This window comes from Chryseobacterium urinae (genome assembly GCF_030518295.1).
Lineage (GTDB): Bacteria > Bacteroidota > Bacteroidia > Flavobacteriales > Weeksellaceae > Chryseobacterium > Chryseobacterium mucoviscidosis.
In genome coordinates this window covers 51,605-70,186 of record NZ_JAULSJ010000013.1, presented here as the reverse complement: position 1 = coordinate 70,186, position 18,582 = coordinate 51,605, and the positions used below count along the sequence as shown (strand labels likewise).

General features: G+C 35.4%; 14 protein-coding genes. 10 read left to right on the top strand and 4 right to left on the bottom strand.

The annotated features are described in order from the left end of the window. Positions 1-387 precede the first annotated feature (387 nt). Positions 388-615 (top strand): hypothetical protein, encoded by a 228-nt coding sequence (locus QWT87_RS10245; protein ID WP_076390870.1) that lies wholly within the window; start codon positions 388-390, stop codon positions 613-615. Positions 616-1,018: 403 nt separating this feature from the next. On the opposite strand, the gene QWT87_RS10240 is transcribed toward QWT87_RS10245, so the two are convergent. Further along, positions 1,019-5,482, bottom strand: a complete 4,464-nt coding sequence (locus QWT87_RS10240) for a fibronectin type III domain-containing protein (RefSeq protein WP_302715946.1) — start codon at positions 5,480-5,482, stop codon at positions 1,019-1,021. A 430-nt stretch (positions 5,483-5,912) separates the two neighbouring features. Continuing rightward, on the bottom strand, positions 5,913-6,347 hold the full coding sequence (locus QWT87_RS10235) for a hypothetical protein (protein ID WP_302715945.1): 435 nt from the start codon (positions 6,345-6,347) through the stop codon (positions 5,913-5,915). 229 nt (positions 6,348-6,576) lie between these two features. Between QWT87_RS10235 and QWT87_RS10230 the strand changes: the two genes are divergently transcribed. The 9 genes from QWT87_RS10230 (at position 6,577) to QWT87_RS10190 (ending at position 16,730) form a co-directional block, all read left to right on the top strand. Continuing rightward, the gene (locus QWT87_RS10230) at positions 6,577-7,116 is read left to right on the top strand and encodes a YMGG-like glycine zipper-containing protein (protein ID WP_116097207.1); all 540 of its coding nucleotides are present in this window, start codon (positions 6,577-6,579) and stop codon (positions 7,114-7,116) included. 56 nt (positions 7,117-7,172) lie between these two features. Further along, positions 7,173-8,807 carry an LIC_10190 family membrane protein gene (locus tag QWT87_RS10225; RefSeq protein WP_302715944.1) on the top strand — a complete coding sequence of 545 codons (1,635 nt, stop codon included), beginning with the start codon at positions 7,173-7,175 and terminating at the stop codon, positions 8,805-8,807. 51 nt (positions 8,808-8,858) lie between these two features. Next, entirely contained in the window at positions 8,859-9,929 is a 1,071-nt protein-coding gene (aroC, locus tag QWT87_RS10220; protein ID WP_302715943.1) for a chorismate synthase, read from the top strand. Positions 9,930-9,946: 17 nt separating this feature from the next. Continuing rightward, a complete protein-coding gene (locus QWT87_RS10215; RefSeq protein WP_214590833.1) occupies positions 9,947-10,510 on the top strand; it encodes a thioredoxin family protein in 564 nt (187 codons plus the stop codon). A gap of 1 nt (position 10,511) precedes the next feature. Next, positions 10,512-11,264 (top strand): hypothetical protein, encoded by a 753-nt coding sequence (locus QWT87_RS10210; RefSeq protein ID WP_302715941.1) that lies wholly within the window; start codon positions 10,512-10,514, stop codon positions 11,262-11,264. Between the two features lie 14 nt (positions 11,265-11,278). Further along, positions 11,279-11,818 carry a TlpA family protein disulfide reductase gene (locus tag QWT87_RS10205; RefSeq protein WP_302715940.1) on the top strand — a complete coding sequence of 180 codons (540 nt, stop codon included), beginning with the start codon at positions 11,279-11,281 and terminating at the stop codon, positions 11,816-11,818. An 83-nt stretch (positions 11,819-11,901) separates the two neighbouring features. Beyond that, positions 11,902-12,249, top strand: a complete 348-nt coding sequence (locus tag QWT87_RS10200; protein WP_076390861.1) for a YkvA family protein — start codon at positions 11,902-11,904, stop codon at positions 12,247-12,249. Between the two features lie 230 nt (positions 12,250-12,479). After that, positions 12,480-13,859, top strand: a complete 1,380-nt coding sequence (gene pyrF / locus QWT87_RS10195; RefSeq protein ID WP_302715938.1) for an orotidine-5'-phosphate decarboxylase — start codon at positions 12,480-12,482, stop codon at positions 13,857-13,859. 54 nt (positions 13,860-13,913) lie between these two features. Continuing rightward, entirely contained in the window at positions 13,914-16,730 is a 2,817-nt protein-coding gene (locus QWT87_RS10190) for a gluzincin family metallopeptidase (protein ID WP_302715936.1), read from the top strand. Between the two features lie 89 nt (positions 16,731-16,819). Here QWT87_RS10190 and QWT87_RS10185 read toward each other — a convergent pair whose 3' ends face one another. Further along, a complete protein-coding gene (locus tag QWT87_RS10185) occupies positions 16,820-17,683 on the bottom strand; it encodes a T9SS type A sorting domain-containing protein (RefSeq protein WP_116097195.1) in 864 nt (287 codons plus the stop codon). Between the two features lie 99 nt (positions 17,684-17,782). Then, entirely contained in the window at positions 17,783-18,523 is a 741-nt protein-coding gene (locus QWT87_RS10180) for a T9SS type A sorting domain-containing protein (RefSeq protein WP_076390858.1), read from the bottom strand. Between the last annotated feature and the right edge of the window lie 59 nt (positions 18,524-18,582).

Genomic DNA, 18,582 nt, shown 5'->3' with positions numbered 1-18,582 from the left:
AAATAAAAACTTCCCAGAAAAACTGAGAAGTTTCTAAAACTGTTAAAACGAATGTAAATTGAAGTTTTAAAGCTACAATAAAACTATTTTTCCTGATATGATCTGAGTCATAATAAAAAAACCTCTCACTAATGAGAGGCAAACTTACTGAGATACTAAAACATTTAAATGTTATTTGTTAAATTTAGTTATTACTATTCTTGTATCATATGACTCTGGTCATAGAAATAGTTCTAATTTAAAAACGAAAAACAAACCCACAATCAATTGAAATACAAATAATTAAACAATACACTTAGAAAAAAATTAGATATTGCATACAAAATTTCTTCGTCAGGACACTTCTTTTTTCACTTAATAATGATTAAATTTGCGTAAACTAAAATCATGACATTTAACGAAGCATTAAAACACAAGAAGAACATTTTAAAAAATTCCAGCGAGTTTACAAAAACACTGTACGATTACATTATTATTCCAAGTATCGACGAAGAAGGCCTTAAGTACATTGAAGAGTTTAAAAAATCGCCCGATTTGTTTATGGATGAAAGCTGTAAAAGGTACAGCAGTAACGACAGGTTTAAAGTGTTCTTATTTGCCAAAAACCAAAACTAAAAGCTTCTATTCTTCTTTCTCTCTTGCTATCTTTTTTAAACCAATAAAAAATCCCCGTATTTCTACGAGGATAAAAACTAATAACCATGAAAACTCAAATTAAACATGAGTGACTGCAAATTTATGAAATGTTAGTTTTACATACATCTATATGAAATATTAATTTCATCAATTAACAATTTTTATTAAAGATTAAAAAACTGTTAATTTCATTATAACAGGATATATTTTCTTTTTTACCTACCCTAACTTTCTTTTATTGCTGTAATTACCGGCATATAACAAATTAACCATTCTACAATCATCGAATTTTTCTATAATTCATGTTTTAACATTTATTAACAAACCAAAAAAAATAAGCCTTCATTTCTGAAGGCTTATCATGTGTAAATTATTAATTATTTTATTCTTTAATGAACTTTTTCTGTACAGTTCCTTTAGAATCCTCAATATCGATTACATACACTCCGTTTATCAGGTTATGAACGTCGATCTTATTGTTTAAGATAATACCGCTTGATACCACCTGTCCGGCTGAATTATAGATCTTATAATTCCCTCTCGCACTAATGTTCTTAACATTTAATATTGTGCTAACCGGGTTCGGATAGATTAATATATCAGACTGATTGATTGAATTAGGAACCGGAAGCTTAGAAATTCTTACCGTGTAATCTTCTACTTCTCCATCTGGGAAGTTGGTACAATTTACCGGAATAATATCTTTGCCCATTGCCACTCTCATCACTACATATTTGTAGTCTACCAGACTGATGAATGCATCTGCAGGCACTGTAAAGGTTGTACTTGCTGTAGGATTATTGTTTGGTCCGTCCGCAAGGATTCTTTCGTTGATATCGAAGTATCCGTTTCTGTTGAAATCGATCCAGACTGCAACTCCTGCTTTATTGTTTCCTGCTAATTTTTTATCGATCAAGATCTTGTTGTTCGTAGATCCCTGAATCAGGTCGATAAATTTAGTTGTCACTCCTGTATAATCTGTATAGTTAGATCCTACGGAAGTATTCGTCATCTGAGGTTTGCCGTTTGGCGTTACTGTAACTTTAGAAATATATTCTGAAGTTATAGCTCCAGTAGATGCCATCTGACAATAAACAATTGTTGGCGTTGTGAAGAAGTAAGGAAGTGTATACGTTCCCGGAGTTCCGCTGCAAACGTTGGCAACCTGCATCTCATATTTAGTCAGCTCCAATAAACCTGTAAGGGTAATTGTATTGGTATTAGACGGAACCATTGTCCAGCTCGGAATTCCTACTTTTCTGTATCTTAAGATATAAGTAGCACCTGGGAAAGGATCCCATGTTACCTGTGCTGTTGTCGGAGTGATCGCTGTAATGGTAAGTCCCGGAGGAGGCAACTGACACGTTCTTTCCGTTGTAAATACTTTAGGATTAGACCAAGTATTAACAGTCGTTTCACCGTTACAGATATTTGCCACCTGTACTTCATATGTAGTGTACGGAGTTAATCCGGTAAGTGGATATGTATTTAAAGGAGGTGCAGTAATACTCACAGTAGTCCATGTTCCTGTACTTACAATTCTATATCTGATTACATAAGTAGCACTCGCCACAATAGGAGCCCAAGTTACGATTGCAGAGTTTGTGGTAATATTACTTATGGTTACATTCGGAGGTGTAGGATCACATCTTGTAGTAAACACAGCCGGAGTAGCGGTACCTTCGGTATTGTTACAAACTGCAACTACCATTACATCATATTTTGTAGCCGGATCTAAACCTGTAGTTATGGTGTAAGATGTAGCCGGTGGTGCTATTACAACTGAGGAATTCACCCATGCTGTTGTTCCGTTCTTTCTCCAGTATACTTTATAACCCAGGTTATCAGGAGAAGGAGTCCAGTGTACAGTTGCTGCATTATGAGCAATTGCATCCACATATACATTGGTAGGTGCTGTTGTAGAACATGGCTTAATGATAAATGTAAAATCTACATAATTACCATAAGGAGCCGGTCCGCAAGGCGTAATTGTACCAATATAAGATGCTGCAAATCTTGCACGGTAAGATCCCGAAGGACGACCTACCGAACTTACTGGAGCGTTGGTTACAGAATTTACATAACCCCCTGAATAATAAACCTGCTCAGTAGCCGGATCAAACACCAAATCATTATTCCAGTCGATCCAGATATAATAATAATAAGAGCTTGTTCCTGCATTCATCGAAACGTTAGCAATTCCTCCAGGCAATACAGAGAAACTTGTCGCCGAATTATTTACATATGCACTGTAACTTGTAGCAGTATAATTCAGATTTGTAAATCCGTTTGTAGAAGTAATTGTTTTTAAATAATTTGTTGTTGATGATGAACCTCCCGTTGGCAAACAATAATTTGTATACACCGTACGAGGTCCGGACCAATAACTAATATCTGAAGTACTACATCTTGCTCTTACCCAGAAATAGTACGTTGTGCTTGAAGCTAATCCTGTTACCAATTGACTAGGCCCAGGAACTCCGGTGAACTGAGGAACAGTTGCTGCGGTAGGAGCAACTCCTGTAGTGTTGTAATAAACATCATAACCATTTGCCGGTGGCGTAGCCGGAACCGTCCACTGTATTGTTGCACTTGATGTTGTTGCGTTTGCAATCACAAGACCAGTTGGAGGCAGACACGTAGGAGGCGCTACAACAGATAATGTAAAATCTACATAATTTCCATATGCAGCAGGTCCGCAAGCACTGTTTGCTCCAATAAATGATGAAGAAGCACGAACTCTGTAGTTTCCTAAAGCCTGCCCTGCAGGGATGGCAATATTTGCAGTTGCAGTTGATGTATACGTTGTTGTTGCCAGAATAGTTTCTCCCGGATCATTAAAATCAAGGTCATTATTCCAGTCCACCCATACATAATAGTAATAAGTACTTCCACCAGATGTCGCTAAATTTGTTGTTACCGTAAATCCTGGAGAACTCAAAACAACACTAGGAGTATTTACATACGCCTGATACGACGATGCCGTGTAAGCTAAATTAGTCCATCCACCAGTAGTCGTAATATTATTCAGATAATAAGTAGTAGAAGAAGAACCTCCTGTAGGAACACAATAGTTTGTGTAAACCGTACGAGGTCCGGACCAATAACTAATATCCGAACTGCTGCATCTTGCTCTCACCCAAATATAATACGTTGTACTAGCTGCCAAACCGGTGATCAACTGGCTAGGTCCTGTAACACCAGTATACTGAGGAACAGTTGCTGCTGTAGGAGCAACTCCGGTTGTATTGTAATAAACATCATATCCGTTTGCCGGCGGTGTAGCCGGAACCGTCCACTGTATTGTCGCACTTGAAGTTGTCGCATTGCTGATAACAAGACCAGTTGGAGGTAAACATGTTGGAGGCGCTACAATAGATAAAGTAAAATCTACGAAGTTTCCATACGGAGAAGGCCCGCACGAAGTATTAGCTCCGATAAATGATGATGAAGTACGAACTCTGTAATTTCCTACAGCCTGTCCCGCAGGAATAACAATATTCGCAATTGCAGTTGCAGTGTAACTTGTCGTTGCCAGAATTGTTTCTCCCGGATCATTAAAATCAAGATCATTATTCCAGTCTACCCATACGTAATAATAATAAGTACTTCCACCTGATGTAGCTAAATTAGCCGTCACCGTATTTCCCGGAGAACTCAATATTACTCCTGGAGAATTTACATAAGCCTGATAAGAAGTAGCGGTGTAAGCAAGATTGGTCCATCCACCGGTTGTCGTAACATTATTTAAATAATATGTAGTGGAAGAAGTACCGCCTGTAGGAGTACAATATCCCGTATAAACACTAATAGGTCCAATTAATGAACTTTGAGTTGTTGAGCTGCACTTTGCTTTAATCCATACATAATACGTGGTATTAGCAGCTAATCCCGGTATAGTATAACTTGTAGATGTTCCTGCAATACCTGTAATCTGTGGTGTAGCAGGAGCCGTTGTTGTCGTACTGTAATAGATCTCATATCCATTTGCAGGAGGCGTTGAAGCAGCCGCCCAAGTAACCGTAGCACTGTTTGTAGTAACTCCCGAAGAAGCAAAACCAGAAGGTCCGAAACAAGATGGCGGAGTCCATGTATAGATAAGTCCATCCGAAGGCATCCCCGGAGTTGCAGCGGTTGTATTGAAAGATTGGGTGCTGCTGTTCGCTGTTGCCAAAGTAGAAGCCGTAAACAAAGCAGTGGTAGCATTCAGTCTGTGATTAAAATCGGCATTCGTAGCCCCTCTTAATCCCGCCTGAATCGTTCCGCTTACAGAAGTAGTACCCGCAAGATAACTTCCTCCTTTATATACTACTGCAATCGTGTTTGTAGTTTCTCTAAGTCTGATCTGAAAAGAAAAAGTATAAACACTGGTTGTAGAAGTAGAATAAGAAGGTCTGAAGTCTGACCATTGTACTACAATCTCTCTGTTTGGCGCTGTACCTACAACAGCCCAACTGATGCTTCCAGTTTTAGAAGCAATATTAAAAACTGAATTTAAGTCTCTACCCCATGCAGAAACAGCTCCTGCATAAGCCTCCGTGCTGGAAATCGGGCTGTAAGTAGCCGTTCCCGGAGCGGTTGCTCCGAAAGTAATAAATCCGTTTGTTGAAACATTGATGGAAGAATAATTGCTTCCGTTAAAGGAAACAGGAAAAGGAAGAGTAACCGGATAAACAACATTGTCTAATGATGCCGCACCTGTGTTCCCTGTTGCTGTTGCCAAAACCGTTGCCGAACTTGGCAAATCTGTATAGGTTCCCGTAGATTGCGAAAAACTATAAGAATTTACCTGTGCACTCAGTATATATGAAAGTGCCAAGAAAAAAAACAATAGATATTTTTTCATATTAATACATATTAAATCCTCTTAGGATATGAAAGTTATAAATTTTACTTAAGAAATCTTCCTTCGGATAAGAACTATCCGGGAAATTGAGTTTTTGATAAAATTGAAAAAAAGTAAAAAAATTCACCATAGGCAGAAAATTTATTGTTATACTGCAAATCTAATTCGTTTTTTAATAATATATAGTATAAATTACAATCTTTTTGCAGAAAACGCATCAAAATTTAACTATCTAAATCATTCACACAGTCAAATTTGTTTTTTAATAACGTTATCTTTTCTGTTTTAGTATAAGTGTTTTATGAATTTGTAAATTCAAATTAAATACGAAGAACTCAATACATATAAAACAATGCTTTATTGTCATAAATAAAAAAGCCCCCTTACTCAGGAGGCTTAAAATACTTGCTAATTTGTAAATAAGTCTGCACTACTCTTCCCAGGCAATAGGAACATAAATGGTAACATAACCATCCGCATCCACTTGCGCTTCAGAAACCTCTGCTGTTACAGAACCATAACCTACCCATCCTCCCTGTCCTTGTGTCGCACTGAAGGTATACGTTCCCGCAGGAAGACCATCAAAATACTGAGGCAAAGACTGCATTCCGCTTCCGCCATACGTTTCAAAAGTTTCTCCGGTTACCGTATTGGTTGCTACAAAATTTCCAAGATCATAGCTTCCCGAAAGTGTTTTAGAACCATTCTTATTCTGTAGTCCAAAACGGATTTGATAGGTTTCTGTCTGAGAAATGTTTTTAGATGGTGAATATTTTTTTTCAGAATCACCTTTAATTGCCGAAAAAGAACTTACGACAGCAATTACGCCTGCAAAAAGCATAATTTTTACAATTGATTTTTTCATAATACTGTAATTTGGTATTTCAAAGATAAAGAATTCATATTAATTAAATTTTAAGCAAAAATCAACAATTTTTAACAGCATAAAATCCATTATGGATAAAGGGTGTACATTAAAAATTTAAGATTTGTTAAAAAATTTTAACATTGCTTAACTGAATTTTGGCTTCAAAATTGAAAACAGTATAACATCGAAGTTGGATTGACTTAAAATCCTTATAAAAATTTGAGTTATGAAAAGTATAGTATTAACAGGATTGATGTCGGTATTTTTACTGACTGCCTGTAAAAAAGACGACCAGATAGCACAACAATCTTTGGAACAGCAGAAAATGGAGTTCCAGATGAGACAGTTGGAAATTGAAAAACAAAAATTAGCCATTGAGAAAGAAAAAATGGCTTATGAAGCACAGAAAAAAGCAGACAGCGTTTTAGAAGTACAAAAAGCAAGAACTGCTGCCGCCAATGCAAAACCGCAAGTGATAAGAGAAACACGTACCGTTTATAGAGACAGACCAAGCCAAAGCTCAGGTTCGAGTAACGGAAGTTATGCCAATAACGGAAGTTCCCAGACAACTGCTAAGAAAAAAGGGATGAGTGAAGCGGCTAAAGGTACCATCATCGGTGCTGTAGGTGGAGCGGCTTTAGGAGCTATTGTTAATAAGAAAAGTCCGGGAGCCGGTGCAGCCATTGGTGGGGTAATCGGTGGTGCTACAGGATATACTTTGGGTAGAGCGCAGGATAGAAAAAGCGGTAGAGTACAGCCAAGATAAAATTATATTTTCATCATAAAAGAGAAAGATTGCTTATTTTTAGGCAATCTTTTTTTATGATTCTACTTTTGCTTTCCACACTTTTACTCATTCCTGTTTTAATGGGAACAGGGAAAATTGTAGAAAATTTTTCAGGAAAATTAATTGAAGGAATATCAGGAAAAATTCTTTTAGGAATTCTTGGAATAAGTTTACTGTGGACAATTGCTGCTTTTTTTATCCCTTTAAACAGCTATGTAGAATTTTCTACAATTGCCATAGGATTGATTTATTTTTTTAAGGATAGACTTTATAAAGATTTTACAGCCTTTTCAAAAAAAGATTTTTCGCTGATTGCTGCAATTTCATTAATTATTGTATACTGCGGATCTTTTTACCCTTATATTTTAGACCATTTCGGATATTATGTTCCCACCATAAAATGGCTGAAAGAATTGGGTTTAATAAAAGGTATTTCAAACCTCGATCTCACGTTGGGACAAATGTCGGTATGGCATATTTTTCAGGCGGGATTTTCCAATTTTTCCGATCCGTTTTTAAGAATCAATTCAGTTGTACTGATTATTTATACCTTATATATAATAGAAAAGAAAAGCTGGATTCAACTTTGTTTTATTCCGGTTTTACTATTGTTCTGCCAGTCACCAAGTCCAGATTTGCCTGTTATTGTTTTTGCACTCATCATTTTAAATGAAATTTTAAAACAAAATAAACAAACCTCTCTCCTGTTCGCTTTTTCAGTTTTTGTTTTTATCATCAAACCTACTATGATCTGGCTGCCGGTTTTGAGTTTCCTCTACTCCATTTTTATTGTAAAATCTGGTTTTAAAAATCTAACTTCAGGAATTTTAATCGCTTTACTGTTTTTTATTAAAAATATCTATACTTTCGGATATCCGGTTTTCCCTGTTTCAATAATAGATTTAGGAGTAAACTGGAAACCCAATCCTGAAATTTTAAAAATATCTTCTCAGTTTGCTATTCAGAAAACATACGACATGCAGTATTCGTATGAAGAAATTCAGAAATTTTCTACCATTGATTACATCAGAAACTGGCTTTTTCTCAATGGAATCAAAGCAAAAATAAATCTTCTTTTTATTGTAAGTCTGATTATTTTCGTTGTTTTTACCTTCATCAAAAAAAACAGAATCATTACTTTCATCTGTATCTCGCTGATCGTTAAAAGTGTTTTGGTTCTTCTTTTTTCAGCGCAGTACAGATTTTTTATGGATGTCTTTTTCGTGATCTTCTTTATCCTTTTCACAGATTATTTTAACCAGAAAAAATCAATTACTGTATTTTCTGTTTTAAGCATCCTCTTTATTAGCTTTTTAACTTTCCCGAATATTTTGCAGACGTATTTTCCAAGTTTTAATCCCGGAAACTTTATGGGAAAATTTGAAAAAGAACAGTTGTACAACCCTTCGGTCTATGAAAGCACAAAGTTTGATTCTTTAAGGGTTGGTAATTTAAACTTTCATGTTTCGGCAAATTATCCTTTTAATTACGATTCTAAACTTCCTGCTATTTCCGCAGGCTACGTTTCACAGGATGAAAAACTCGGGATATTTCCTCAATTAATTGATGATAAAAACCTGAAAAAAGGATTCGTCTGGAAAAAATTAAATAATCAGGAAAGAATACAGGCAAAATCTGTTATTTATACTATCAATCCTCTCGGTAAATAGATCATATTTCGGGAGCCTTTTTATCTGAAGAAAAAGCCTTAAATTTGTAGTATGTTAAATACTTTAGGTAATCTTCTCAGTCTTACAACATTTGGAGAAAGTCACGGTCTGGCTTACGGTGGAATCATTAATAATTTTCCGGCAGGTTTAACGGTAGATTTCGATAAAATTCAGTACGAATTGGATCGCAGAAAACCGGGACAGTCTGCCATCGTAACCCAAAGAAAAGAAAGTGATACAGTGAAATTTCTTTCAGGAATTTTTGAAGGAAAAACAACAGGAACTCCGATTGGCTTCATCATCGAAAACGAAAATCAGAAATCAAAAGATTACGATCATATTGCAGAATCTTATCGTCCGAGCCACGCAGATTTTACTTATGATCAGAAATACGGATTGAGGGATTATCGCGGCGGCGGAAAATCTTCTGCAAGAGAAACCATCAACTGGGTGGTTGCCGGAGCTTTAGCAAAACAGTTTTTATCGGATATCGAGATCAACGCATACGTTTCTTCCGTAGGCGAAATTTTCTGTGAAAAACCTTATCAGGCTTTGGATTTTTCGAAAACCGAAAGCAATGAAGTGCGTTGTCCGGATGCGGAAACGGCAGAAAAAATGATCGAAAGAATCAAAGAAATTAAAAAAGAAGGAAACACGATTGGCGGAACGATTACCTGCGTGATTAAAAATGTTCCTGTAGGAATCGGCGAACCCGTTTTCTCAAAACTTCAGGCAGAATTAGGCAAAGCCATGCTCAACATTAATGCAGCAAAAGGTTTTGAATACGGAAGCGGTTTCTGTGGTGCAAAAATGACGGGGAAAGAACACAACGATCTTTTCAATGAGAATTTTACCACAAAATCTAATCTTTCAGGAGGAATTCAGGGGGGAATTTCCAACGGAATGGATATTTATTTCCGTGTGGCTTTCAAACCTGTGGCAACGATTTTAAGACCTCAGGAAAGTGTGGATAAATACGGAAATCCGGCAATTGTAGAAGGAAAAGGACGTCATGATCCGTGCGTTCTTCCAAGAGCAGTTCCAGTGGTGGAAAGTCTGGCTGCGTTTGTTCTGGCAGATTTATTCCTCATCAACAAAACAAGAAACATCAATAATTTTTAAACATCATAATTTTAGCAGTGAAAAATTACTGGGAAAAAGGCATCTCTTTCGAAGAGTATGTGGAAATAGGAAAACAGAGATTAGAAAACCCTTCCGATCAGCAGGAAGCAGATTATAAACCTTATTACGAACTTGGACTTCAGAGAATCGACAGAACGTTAAAGAAATATGTGGCGGATGAAGAACAGCTAAAACAGTTAGAATCTAAAAATTTTGACGGTAAGATTTTAATTATTTCTGAGGTTTGGTGTGGTGATGCAAGTGCAACCGTTCCTGCTTTGGTTAAATTTTTCGAAGGTAAAAATGAGGTTCGTATTTTCCTGAGAGACAGCGACAAAAGTTTAATCAGTCAGTTTTTAACGAACGGAACCGAATCCATTCCGAAAGTGATTATTCTGGATAAAGATTTTAACGTTAAAAATTCATGGGGACCGCGTCCGAAATTCGGAACAGAACTTCTGATGAAATACAAAGCTGATCCTGAAGTATATACAAAAGATCATTTCTATAACGATCTTCAGGTGTATTATGCGAAGAATAGAGGAAAAGACGCTGTTCAGGAAATTTTAGAATTGTTGTAATATGTCGAAATTTTTCAGATTTTTTGTTGTAATTCTATGCATTTCGAATTTTCTGAATGCTCAAAATTCAAAGCTTGAAAATAAAGAATTATTTTTTTCAAAAGAATATGAAAAATTTTCTCAGAATGAGGACTACAACAGTAAAGAATCTCAGTCTTTACATTTTTCTGCAGAATTCAAGAAATTCATTTCCGAAAATCCTGAAATACTGTCGTATAACTTTAAAAAATTAAATAATAAAGTAAGCATTATTACCTCCGAAGATAAAAAACTCAGATTTTATGTTTGGGATACAGAACTGGGAGGAACAATGAAAAGTTTTGATCAGATTATTCAATACTCCTCAAATGGAAAAGTAAAAACCATTTATAATAAAGAACAGTCTGATACTCCTTATTTTATTTCGGAAATTATAAAGGTTCCTCTTAATAATCAGATGTACTATCTTGTTATTTCTAACGGGATTTTCTCTACGAAAGATATGGCTCAGGCAATTCAGGCATTTACAATCCGAAAAGATCAGTTAATTGATTCTGATAAGATTTTTAAAACAAAAACAACAACTCTCAATAAAATTCAGGTTGATTTTGACTTTTTCAGCGTTGTTGACAGACCGGAACGTCCGCTGAAACTAATTACATTTGATAAAGACAAATTGTATATTCCAATTGTTAATAAAGACGGTGTTGTTTCAAAAAAATTTCTGATTTATCAGCTTAATAATAATTACTTTCAATATATTGGGACAAAATAAATAATAGAGATTTAATGAAAAAAAATATAATTTACATTGTACTGATCGCAGTTATTGCCGTTATCGCATTTATTCCGGGAGTGAAAGACAAACTGCAGGAAGCATTTTTTCCGGTAGCCACCATTGAAAACGCGGTACACATCAGCGAAGAAGATTATGATATCGATCTGAAAGGAATTAATGTTCCGAGTACCAATCTTAAAGCTTTTAAAGGAAAAGCGGTTTTCCTTAATTTCTGGGGAACATGGTGTCCTCCGTGCCGAAAAGAATGGCCTTCGATCCAGAAACTGTATGATACCAGAAAAGATCATGTAAATTTTGTTTTAATCGCCATGGAAGACAAAGAGGATGCCGTAAGAAAATTTCTGAAAGAAAATAATTACAACGTTCCTGTATACATTGCGCAAAGTCCGATCTCGGAGAAAATCCTTCCGAAAGTGTTTCCTACAACCTATTTGCTGGATAAAGACGGACGAATTTTAATCAAGGAAGATGCCTCAAGAGACTGGAACACAGAATCTACCCATCAGTTTATAGATAATATTATTAAATAATTTTAACTAAATTTTGTAAATTATTGGTACAGAATTTGCGAAATTTACAGAGTTAAAAAAAATTATTTAAACCTAAACACAAAATGAAGTATTCTAAACTGAATCTGGCAAAAGAAGCGATTAACCACAAAGGTTTCGTAAAAAAAATCCCTGATATTTTCAGAATGATAAAAATGTGGAGAAAAGGAGAATATCCTATGAGATCCATCGATATTATTCTGCCGTTGTTAGGATTGTTATACGTGATCTCACCAATAGATCTTCTGCCGGAAGTTGCCGTCCCAGTGATCGGCGTTTTGGATGATCTTGCTGTTTTATCACTTGCAATTCCAAAGCTGATAAAAGAGGTAGATAAATTTCTTCTCTGGGAAACCGAGCAAAAATATAATTCAGGCACCACGAAAGTAATTGATGCCGAAATTGTAAAATAATTTGAAAATAATATTTAAAAGCCATTCGTTGTACGAGTGGTTTTTTTATGGAGAAATGATAAAGGCGAATCCTAATTTTTAATCTCGCAGATTTTATTGATTTCGCATCGCAGATTAATTTTGTGTCATACGTGAAAACATTCGTGTCATTCGTGTTAAAAAAACAGAGCAAAATTCACAATTGACATTTAACATCATTTCCTTAAATTTGCAACATCTAATAAAAAATAATGGAAAGTAAAAAAGAATTCTTTTTGGAGTGCTACAAACTGGGCATCATTAAATTCGGAAGATTTACCCTGAAAAGCGGAATCGAAAGCCCTTTTTATGTAGATTTAAGACCTTTGGCTTCAGATCCGAAAATTTTAAAAAATTTAGCCAATTATTTACTGGATATGCTTCCTCTGGATAATTTTGATCTGATCTGCGGAGTTCCTTATGCAGCACTTCCGATGGCTACAGCGATGTCTCTGGAAAGCTATATTCCGTTAATTATTAAAAGAAAAGAAGCGAAAAACTACGGAACTAAAAAACTGATCGAAGGAATTTACCAGAAAGGACAAAACTGTCTTTTGGTGGAAGACGTGATTACCTCTGGAAAATCTTTAATTGAAACCATTGCAGAAGTTGAGCAGGAAGACATCAAAGTTGCAGACATCGTGGTGGTTTTAGACAGAGAACAGGGCGGAAAAGAGCTTCTGGAAAGCCGTGGTTACAGAGTTCATACACTGTTCAATATTTCTGAAGTCTGCACCATTCTTCGTGAAAACGGCGAACTTACGGATGATGAAGTAAAAAGAATTCAGGATTTTTTACAGGGAAACCATATTCAGTTTGAAGAAAAAATAAGACCTTCTTACGAACAGAAATTAGAAACTGCACAACATTCCGTTTCCAAAAAATTACTGGAAACTGCTTTAGCAAAACAGTCTAATTTAATCGCTTCTGCAGATGTTACCACGACTCAGGAATTATTAGATTTAGCTGAAAAAGTGGGGCCACACGTTATTGCTTTAAAAACTCACATCGATATTATTTCGGATTTTGAATACGAAAAAACCATTACTCCGCTAAAAGCTCTTGCTGCAAAACACAATTTCCTTTTAATGGAAGACAGAAAATTTGCAGACATCGGAAACACGCAGGAACTTCAGTTTACAAGCGGTGTTTTTAAAATTACAGACTGGGCAGATTTTGTAACTTCTCAGGTGATCGGAGGTTTTGAATCTTTAGACTGCTTCAAAAATGTAGGCGTTGTAGCCATCATCGGAATGTCTTCGAAAGGTGCATTAACAACAAGTGCTTATCGTGAAGAAGCGTTAAAAATAGCTTCATCTCACCCGAATGTTATTGGAGGAGTATCTCAAAATACGCTTCCTGAGGAAATGTTATTATTCACGCCGGGTGTAAATTTAGCCGATTCAGGAGACGGAAAAGGACAGCAGTACAATACTCCGGAACACGTTTTTAAAACACTTCATACAGATTTCATTATTGTAGGAAGAGGAATTTATAAAGCTGAAAATGCAGAACAGGCAGCTCAGACTTATAAAAACGAAGGCTGGAAAGCATATTTAAATTCTTTAGAAAAAAAAGCAGTTCAGCAGTAAAATCTTTGCGGAATCTCTGCAAAATAAGCTATATTTGATACTTTATCAGGAATTTTGAAAAGAATCAGTATTTGTCTTATTTTGTTTTTAGGTGTTGCAGAAGTTTCTGCACAGAAAGATAGTATTTACATTGGGGCTAAATTATCTCAGGATAAAAAGATGCTTGATGTAACCGAAGAAATTGTGTATTTCAATAATTCGGAGAAAGATCTCAACACCATTAAGCTTTTGAATTGGGTCGCCGCTTACAACAGGCGCGGAACTTCTCTGGTCTACCGAAAACTGGAAGACAGAAATACCGATCTTCATTTTGCTAAAAAGAATGAGCTTGGTAAGCTGCTGAATTTACAGGTTAAAAATTCAGGCGAAGAAATTCCTGTAGGAGAAACTTCAGAGGAAAATATTTTTCTTCCTTTGAAAGAAACTTTGAAACCCGGAGAAAAAGTAAAACTTCAGCTTCAATATCAGATTCAGCTTCCTGATAAGAAATTTACAGGATACGGAACTTCTGATACCAACGTAGCGTTAAAATATTTTTTTATTGTTCCGGATCGCTTTGATCCGGACAATATTTCCAAAAGAGATTATGCCGATATCGAAGAAACCGTAAGTTATAATACATTCTGGACGGTAAACTTAGATCTTCCGGTTAATTATTTTGCAGAAAGTAATCTTTTACAGACACAGATCAATTCTTTCAATGGTTATCTGGATTCTGATCCTGAGTTCCTGATTTCACAAAATGAATATCCTTCCATTAATATCAATACCAACGATATTCATACGGAAATTAAGTTCGGTTACAATTTAAAGCCTGAAGAAAAAGAAAGTCTGGAATTTTATCTTCCTTTACATTTAAAATTCATCAAAGAAAGAATCGGTTCTGTTCCTGAAAGAATTTTTATTTCAGATAAATTCAGAAATAAAGAAGATTTTTTCGGAAATAATGATATTGCTTTCTGGAAATTCAGATTCCAGCTTTTTACCGATGCCGAAAAAACAGATCTTGACTATTTCGGAATTGTTGCCAAAAAAGTTTTAGACGAAATCACCATTACCGATAAACAGGATCATCACTGGTTCCGAAACGGGCTGAAATCTTATCTGGAAATTCAGTACCTCAAAAAATTCTACGCAGATACTAAATTGCTGGGAAATTTACCTGAAACGAAAATTTTCGGGGTAAAACCTTTAAAATTATTTCATGCTTCGGATGTAAAACTGACTGAAAGATACGGTTTGGCGTATCAATACATCATGTCTCAGAATCTGGATCAGAAAATTGATGAAAATTATTCTGACCTGAGTAATTTTAACGATATGGCGATCAGTAATTTTGAAACTGGAACGCTTTTCAATTATTCTGCCGACAAAATGGGCTACGAAAATTTTGAAGCTCTTGTAAAAAATTTTATTGCTAAAAATACCGACAAAGAGATTGATCCTGCTGATTTTTTAAAAGAATTAGCAGAAAAAGATAAAAGAACATCTTACCTTCCTGAATTTCTTGAACATAAAAACAGGGTAAATTTCAGACTGAGAAAATTTAAAAGAGAAGGCGATTCTCTAAATGTAACCATCCAGAAAAATACTGCTGCAAACATTCCGGTGAAGTTGCAGACGACATCAAAAAACGGTGAAACCACAGAATATTGGGTTGAAACAGATGAAAACCAAAAGGAAAAAAAATTCTCAATTCCGGCTTTAGATACCTATAAAATAACACTGAATGACGATTACATTTTCCCGGAAGACAATTACAGAGATAACTTTTTGTATGCAAAAGGTTTCTTTTCCAATATGCGTAAAATAAAGCTTAAACTGATTAAAGATATTCCGAATCCTGAGTTCAATGAAATATACATCAATCCGAGAGTACGTTTCAGCAATACGTACGATAAATTTCTGATCGGATTTAACTTTAAAAATCAGTCGTTTTTCGATCAGAAATTTCTGTATTCCATTACTCCGACTTACAGTACCGGAACAGGAAAACTGACAGGTTCGGGAGCCATTGCCTATTCTTTTCTTCCGGCTGAAAGCATCATCCGAAGTCTTACTTTCGGAGTTTCAGGCTCTTATTTTCACTATGATTATGATCTTGCCTACCGAAAAGCTTCTATTTATTCAAATTTAAATTTCCGGAAAAACCCGAGAAGTACGGTAAGCAGAAGCTTAGGTATTTCTTATAACTATTTTGAAAGAGACCTTAATGCGTTAATGATTGCCAATAACGACTATGACCGGTATAATCTCTGGAGCGTTGGATATGGCTACAACGACAGCCAGAGTATTCATGAAAAAAGCCTGGGTGTAAGTACACAGTGGATGGAAGATTTTCATAAAGTAACCGCAGAAGGTTTTTACCGATGGGAATTTGCGCCAAGACAAAAACTGAGTGTACGATTATTTGCAGGATATTTTATTAAAAACAATACCAGAAACAACACCTTCAATTACGGAATTTCCAGAGTTTCAGACTACTCGTTTTCTTATAACTTACTGGGACAGAGTGCAACAGGCGGAATTCTTTCCCAGCAATATGTTTTGGCGGACGGAGGATTTAAATCGTTCATTCCCGGAAGTGTAAATAAATGGATCACTTCAGTAAACGTAGATACAAGTGTATGGAAAATTTTCCACGTCTATGCAGATGCAGGAGTTTATGACAACAAAAACCAATCGACGAAATTTATCTGGGACAGTGGCGTGAAAGTAAGAATCATCCCCGATTTTCTTGAAATCTATCTTCCGATACAATCTTCTTTAGGTTTCGAACCCGCCTTTAAAGATTACGGAAAAAGAATACGATATACTTTAATTCTTAATCTGAGCTCGATTATTAATGCGGCAAGAAGAGGTTGGTATTAAAACTGAAAAAAAAATGACTATAAAAAAAGCCTCAGATTTCACATCTGAGGCTTTGATATTTTGTATTAATTCTTTATTACAGAACCAAATTAGTCTTTAAGGATTTTTTGAGAAACCGGCTTATTATTTACAGTACCTGTTACAATGTAATTTCCTTTTTGTAATTCAGCAACGCTTACAGATTCATTTTCTTTTACAGAAGCTGTTTTAACGATCTGTCCTAGCATGTTGTACACTTTTATATCTTTAGCATCAGCTCCGAAAGTAATCTCATCATTTTTAACAAAAGTATTTTTAACGAAGTTACCTCCTTTTACAGTAGATAAATCTGTAACAGCTAAGGTTCCTGATGTAGAATTTTGTGGAGTTGGTGCACCCGCAGCAAAATCAGTATTATTATTATTCGTATCTCCTGAAATTCTTGCTACAGAGTTTGTATTTGAGGGAGCCGGAGCGGGTCCTGCACCTTCATACTGGCTTGCTGTTGTTCCAAATCCAACAAAATCAAGTACATTACCATCAGTAGGCGAAGTAACTTGTGTTGCATTACTTGCCAAAGCAACTTTTCCTGCCGTTGCTGACATTGCAAAACCAGCAGTAGTATTAGTTCCTGTTCCGAAATTTGTAGGAATAGGAGCAATATAATCGGGAGTTGGAAGGTTTGTTGTTCCTGCGTTACCCAACGCTTCCTGAACAAGATAAGTTTTACCAGGTGCTAAAGTAATATCGGGTAAAGTATGATACTGCGCAATAGCATTAGCAGCCGATCCATACTGTAAGGTTGCACCGCTTAATGTTACAGTTGTTGATCCAATATTCTTTAATTCAATAAAATCATTCTTATAAGTAGAGCCACTATTTCCTCCACCACCGTAGATTTCATTAATTACAATCTGGGCGTTCGCTAAAGCTGTTATCCCAATAATACTCAAAAAAGTAAAGATCTTTTTCATTGTTTTAAAACTTTAATTATTAATATTTTATACGAACAAATTTACAAAAAAACCACCATTTAAATTAAATGGTGGTGAGTATTTAACAAATTATTAAAATTATTTTTTAATAATTTTCTCAGAAACTTTTTTACCGTTTAGTATTCCCGTTACAATATAGTTCCCTTCTTTTAGTTCAGAAACATTTACAGATTGATTCTCTTTTACTGAAACAGACTTTATCATTTGTCCATTCATTGTATAAATTTTCACCTCTTTAGAGTCTGCTCCGAAAACAATTTCATTATTTGTTATTAAAGAGTTTTTAACAAAAGTCTCTTTTGCTTTAGATAAATCGTTAGCAGATAATGTTCCTCCCAATTGCGTCCATGAAACATCATCTAAAACAATCTGTCTACTTCCTGTTGATCTAAATTCTATAACAACATCTCCAGGAGTATTTACGGTTACAGATCTTGTATAATTCGTATCCATTGCTGCTAATGAATAATTATCTACCTGAATATTATTAACATACACAGCCATCGTTCTGTTAGCACCAGTTCCTGCAGTAAAATAAGATCTTACAGTATAAGTAATTGTACCCACTCCGTTTGCTCCTGAATTGGCTTTTACATTTCTTGTTCCACTTGAGTCAAACCCAACGGAAGTTCCTGTAACGTTATCTGTAGAGGTAACTTTTCTTGCTCCTGAATATGTCCAAGTAACTCCATTATCTCCAGAATAACTTCCCCCGACATATGAACTTGCTGATGCATTTAAATTTGTAAATGATTCAGACCCTTGTGCAAAAGTTAATCCTGAAAAGCCAATTAAGGCTAAGAAATAAAGTTTTTTCATGACTTAAAAAATTTAATTATTAATAATTTACAGGCCAAAAGTACACCATTTTTTTTTAG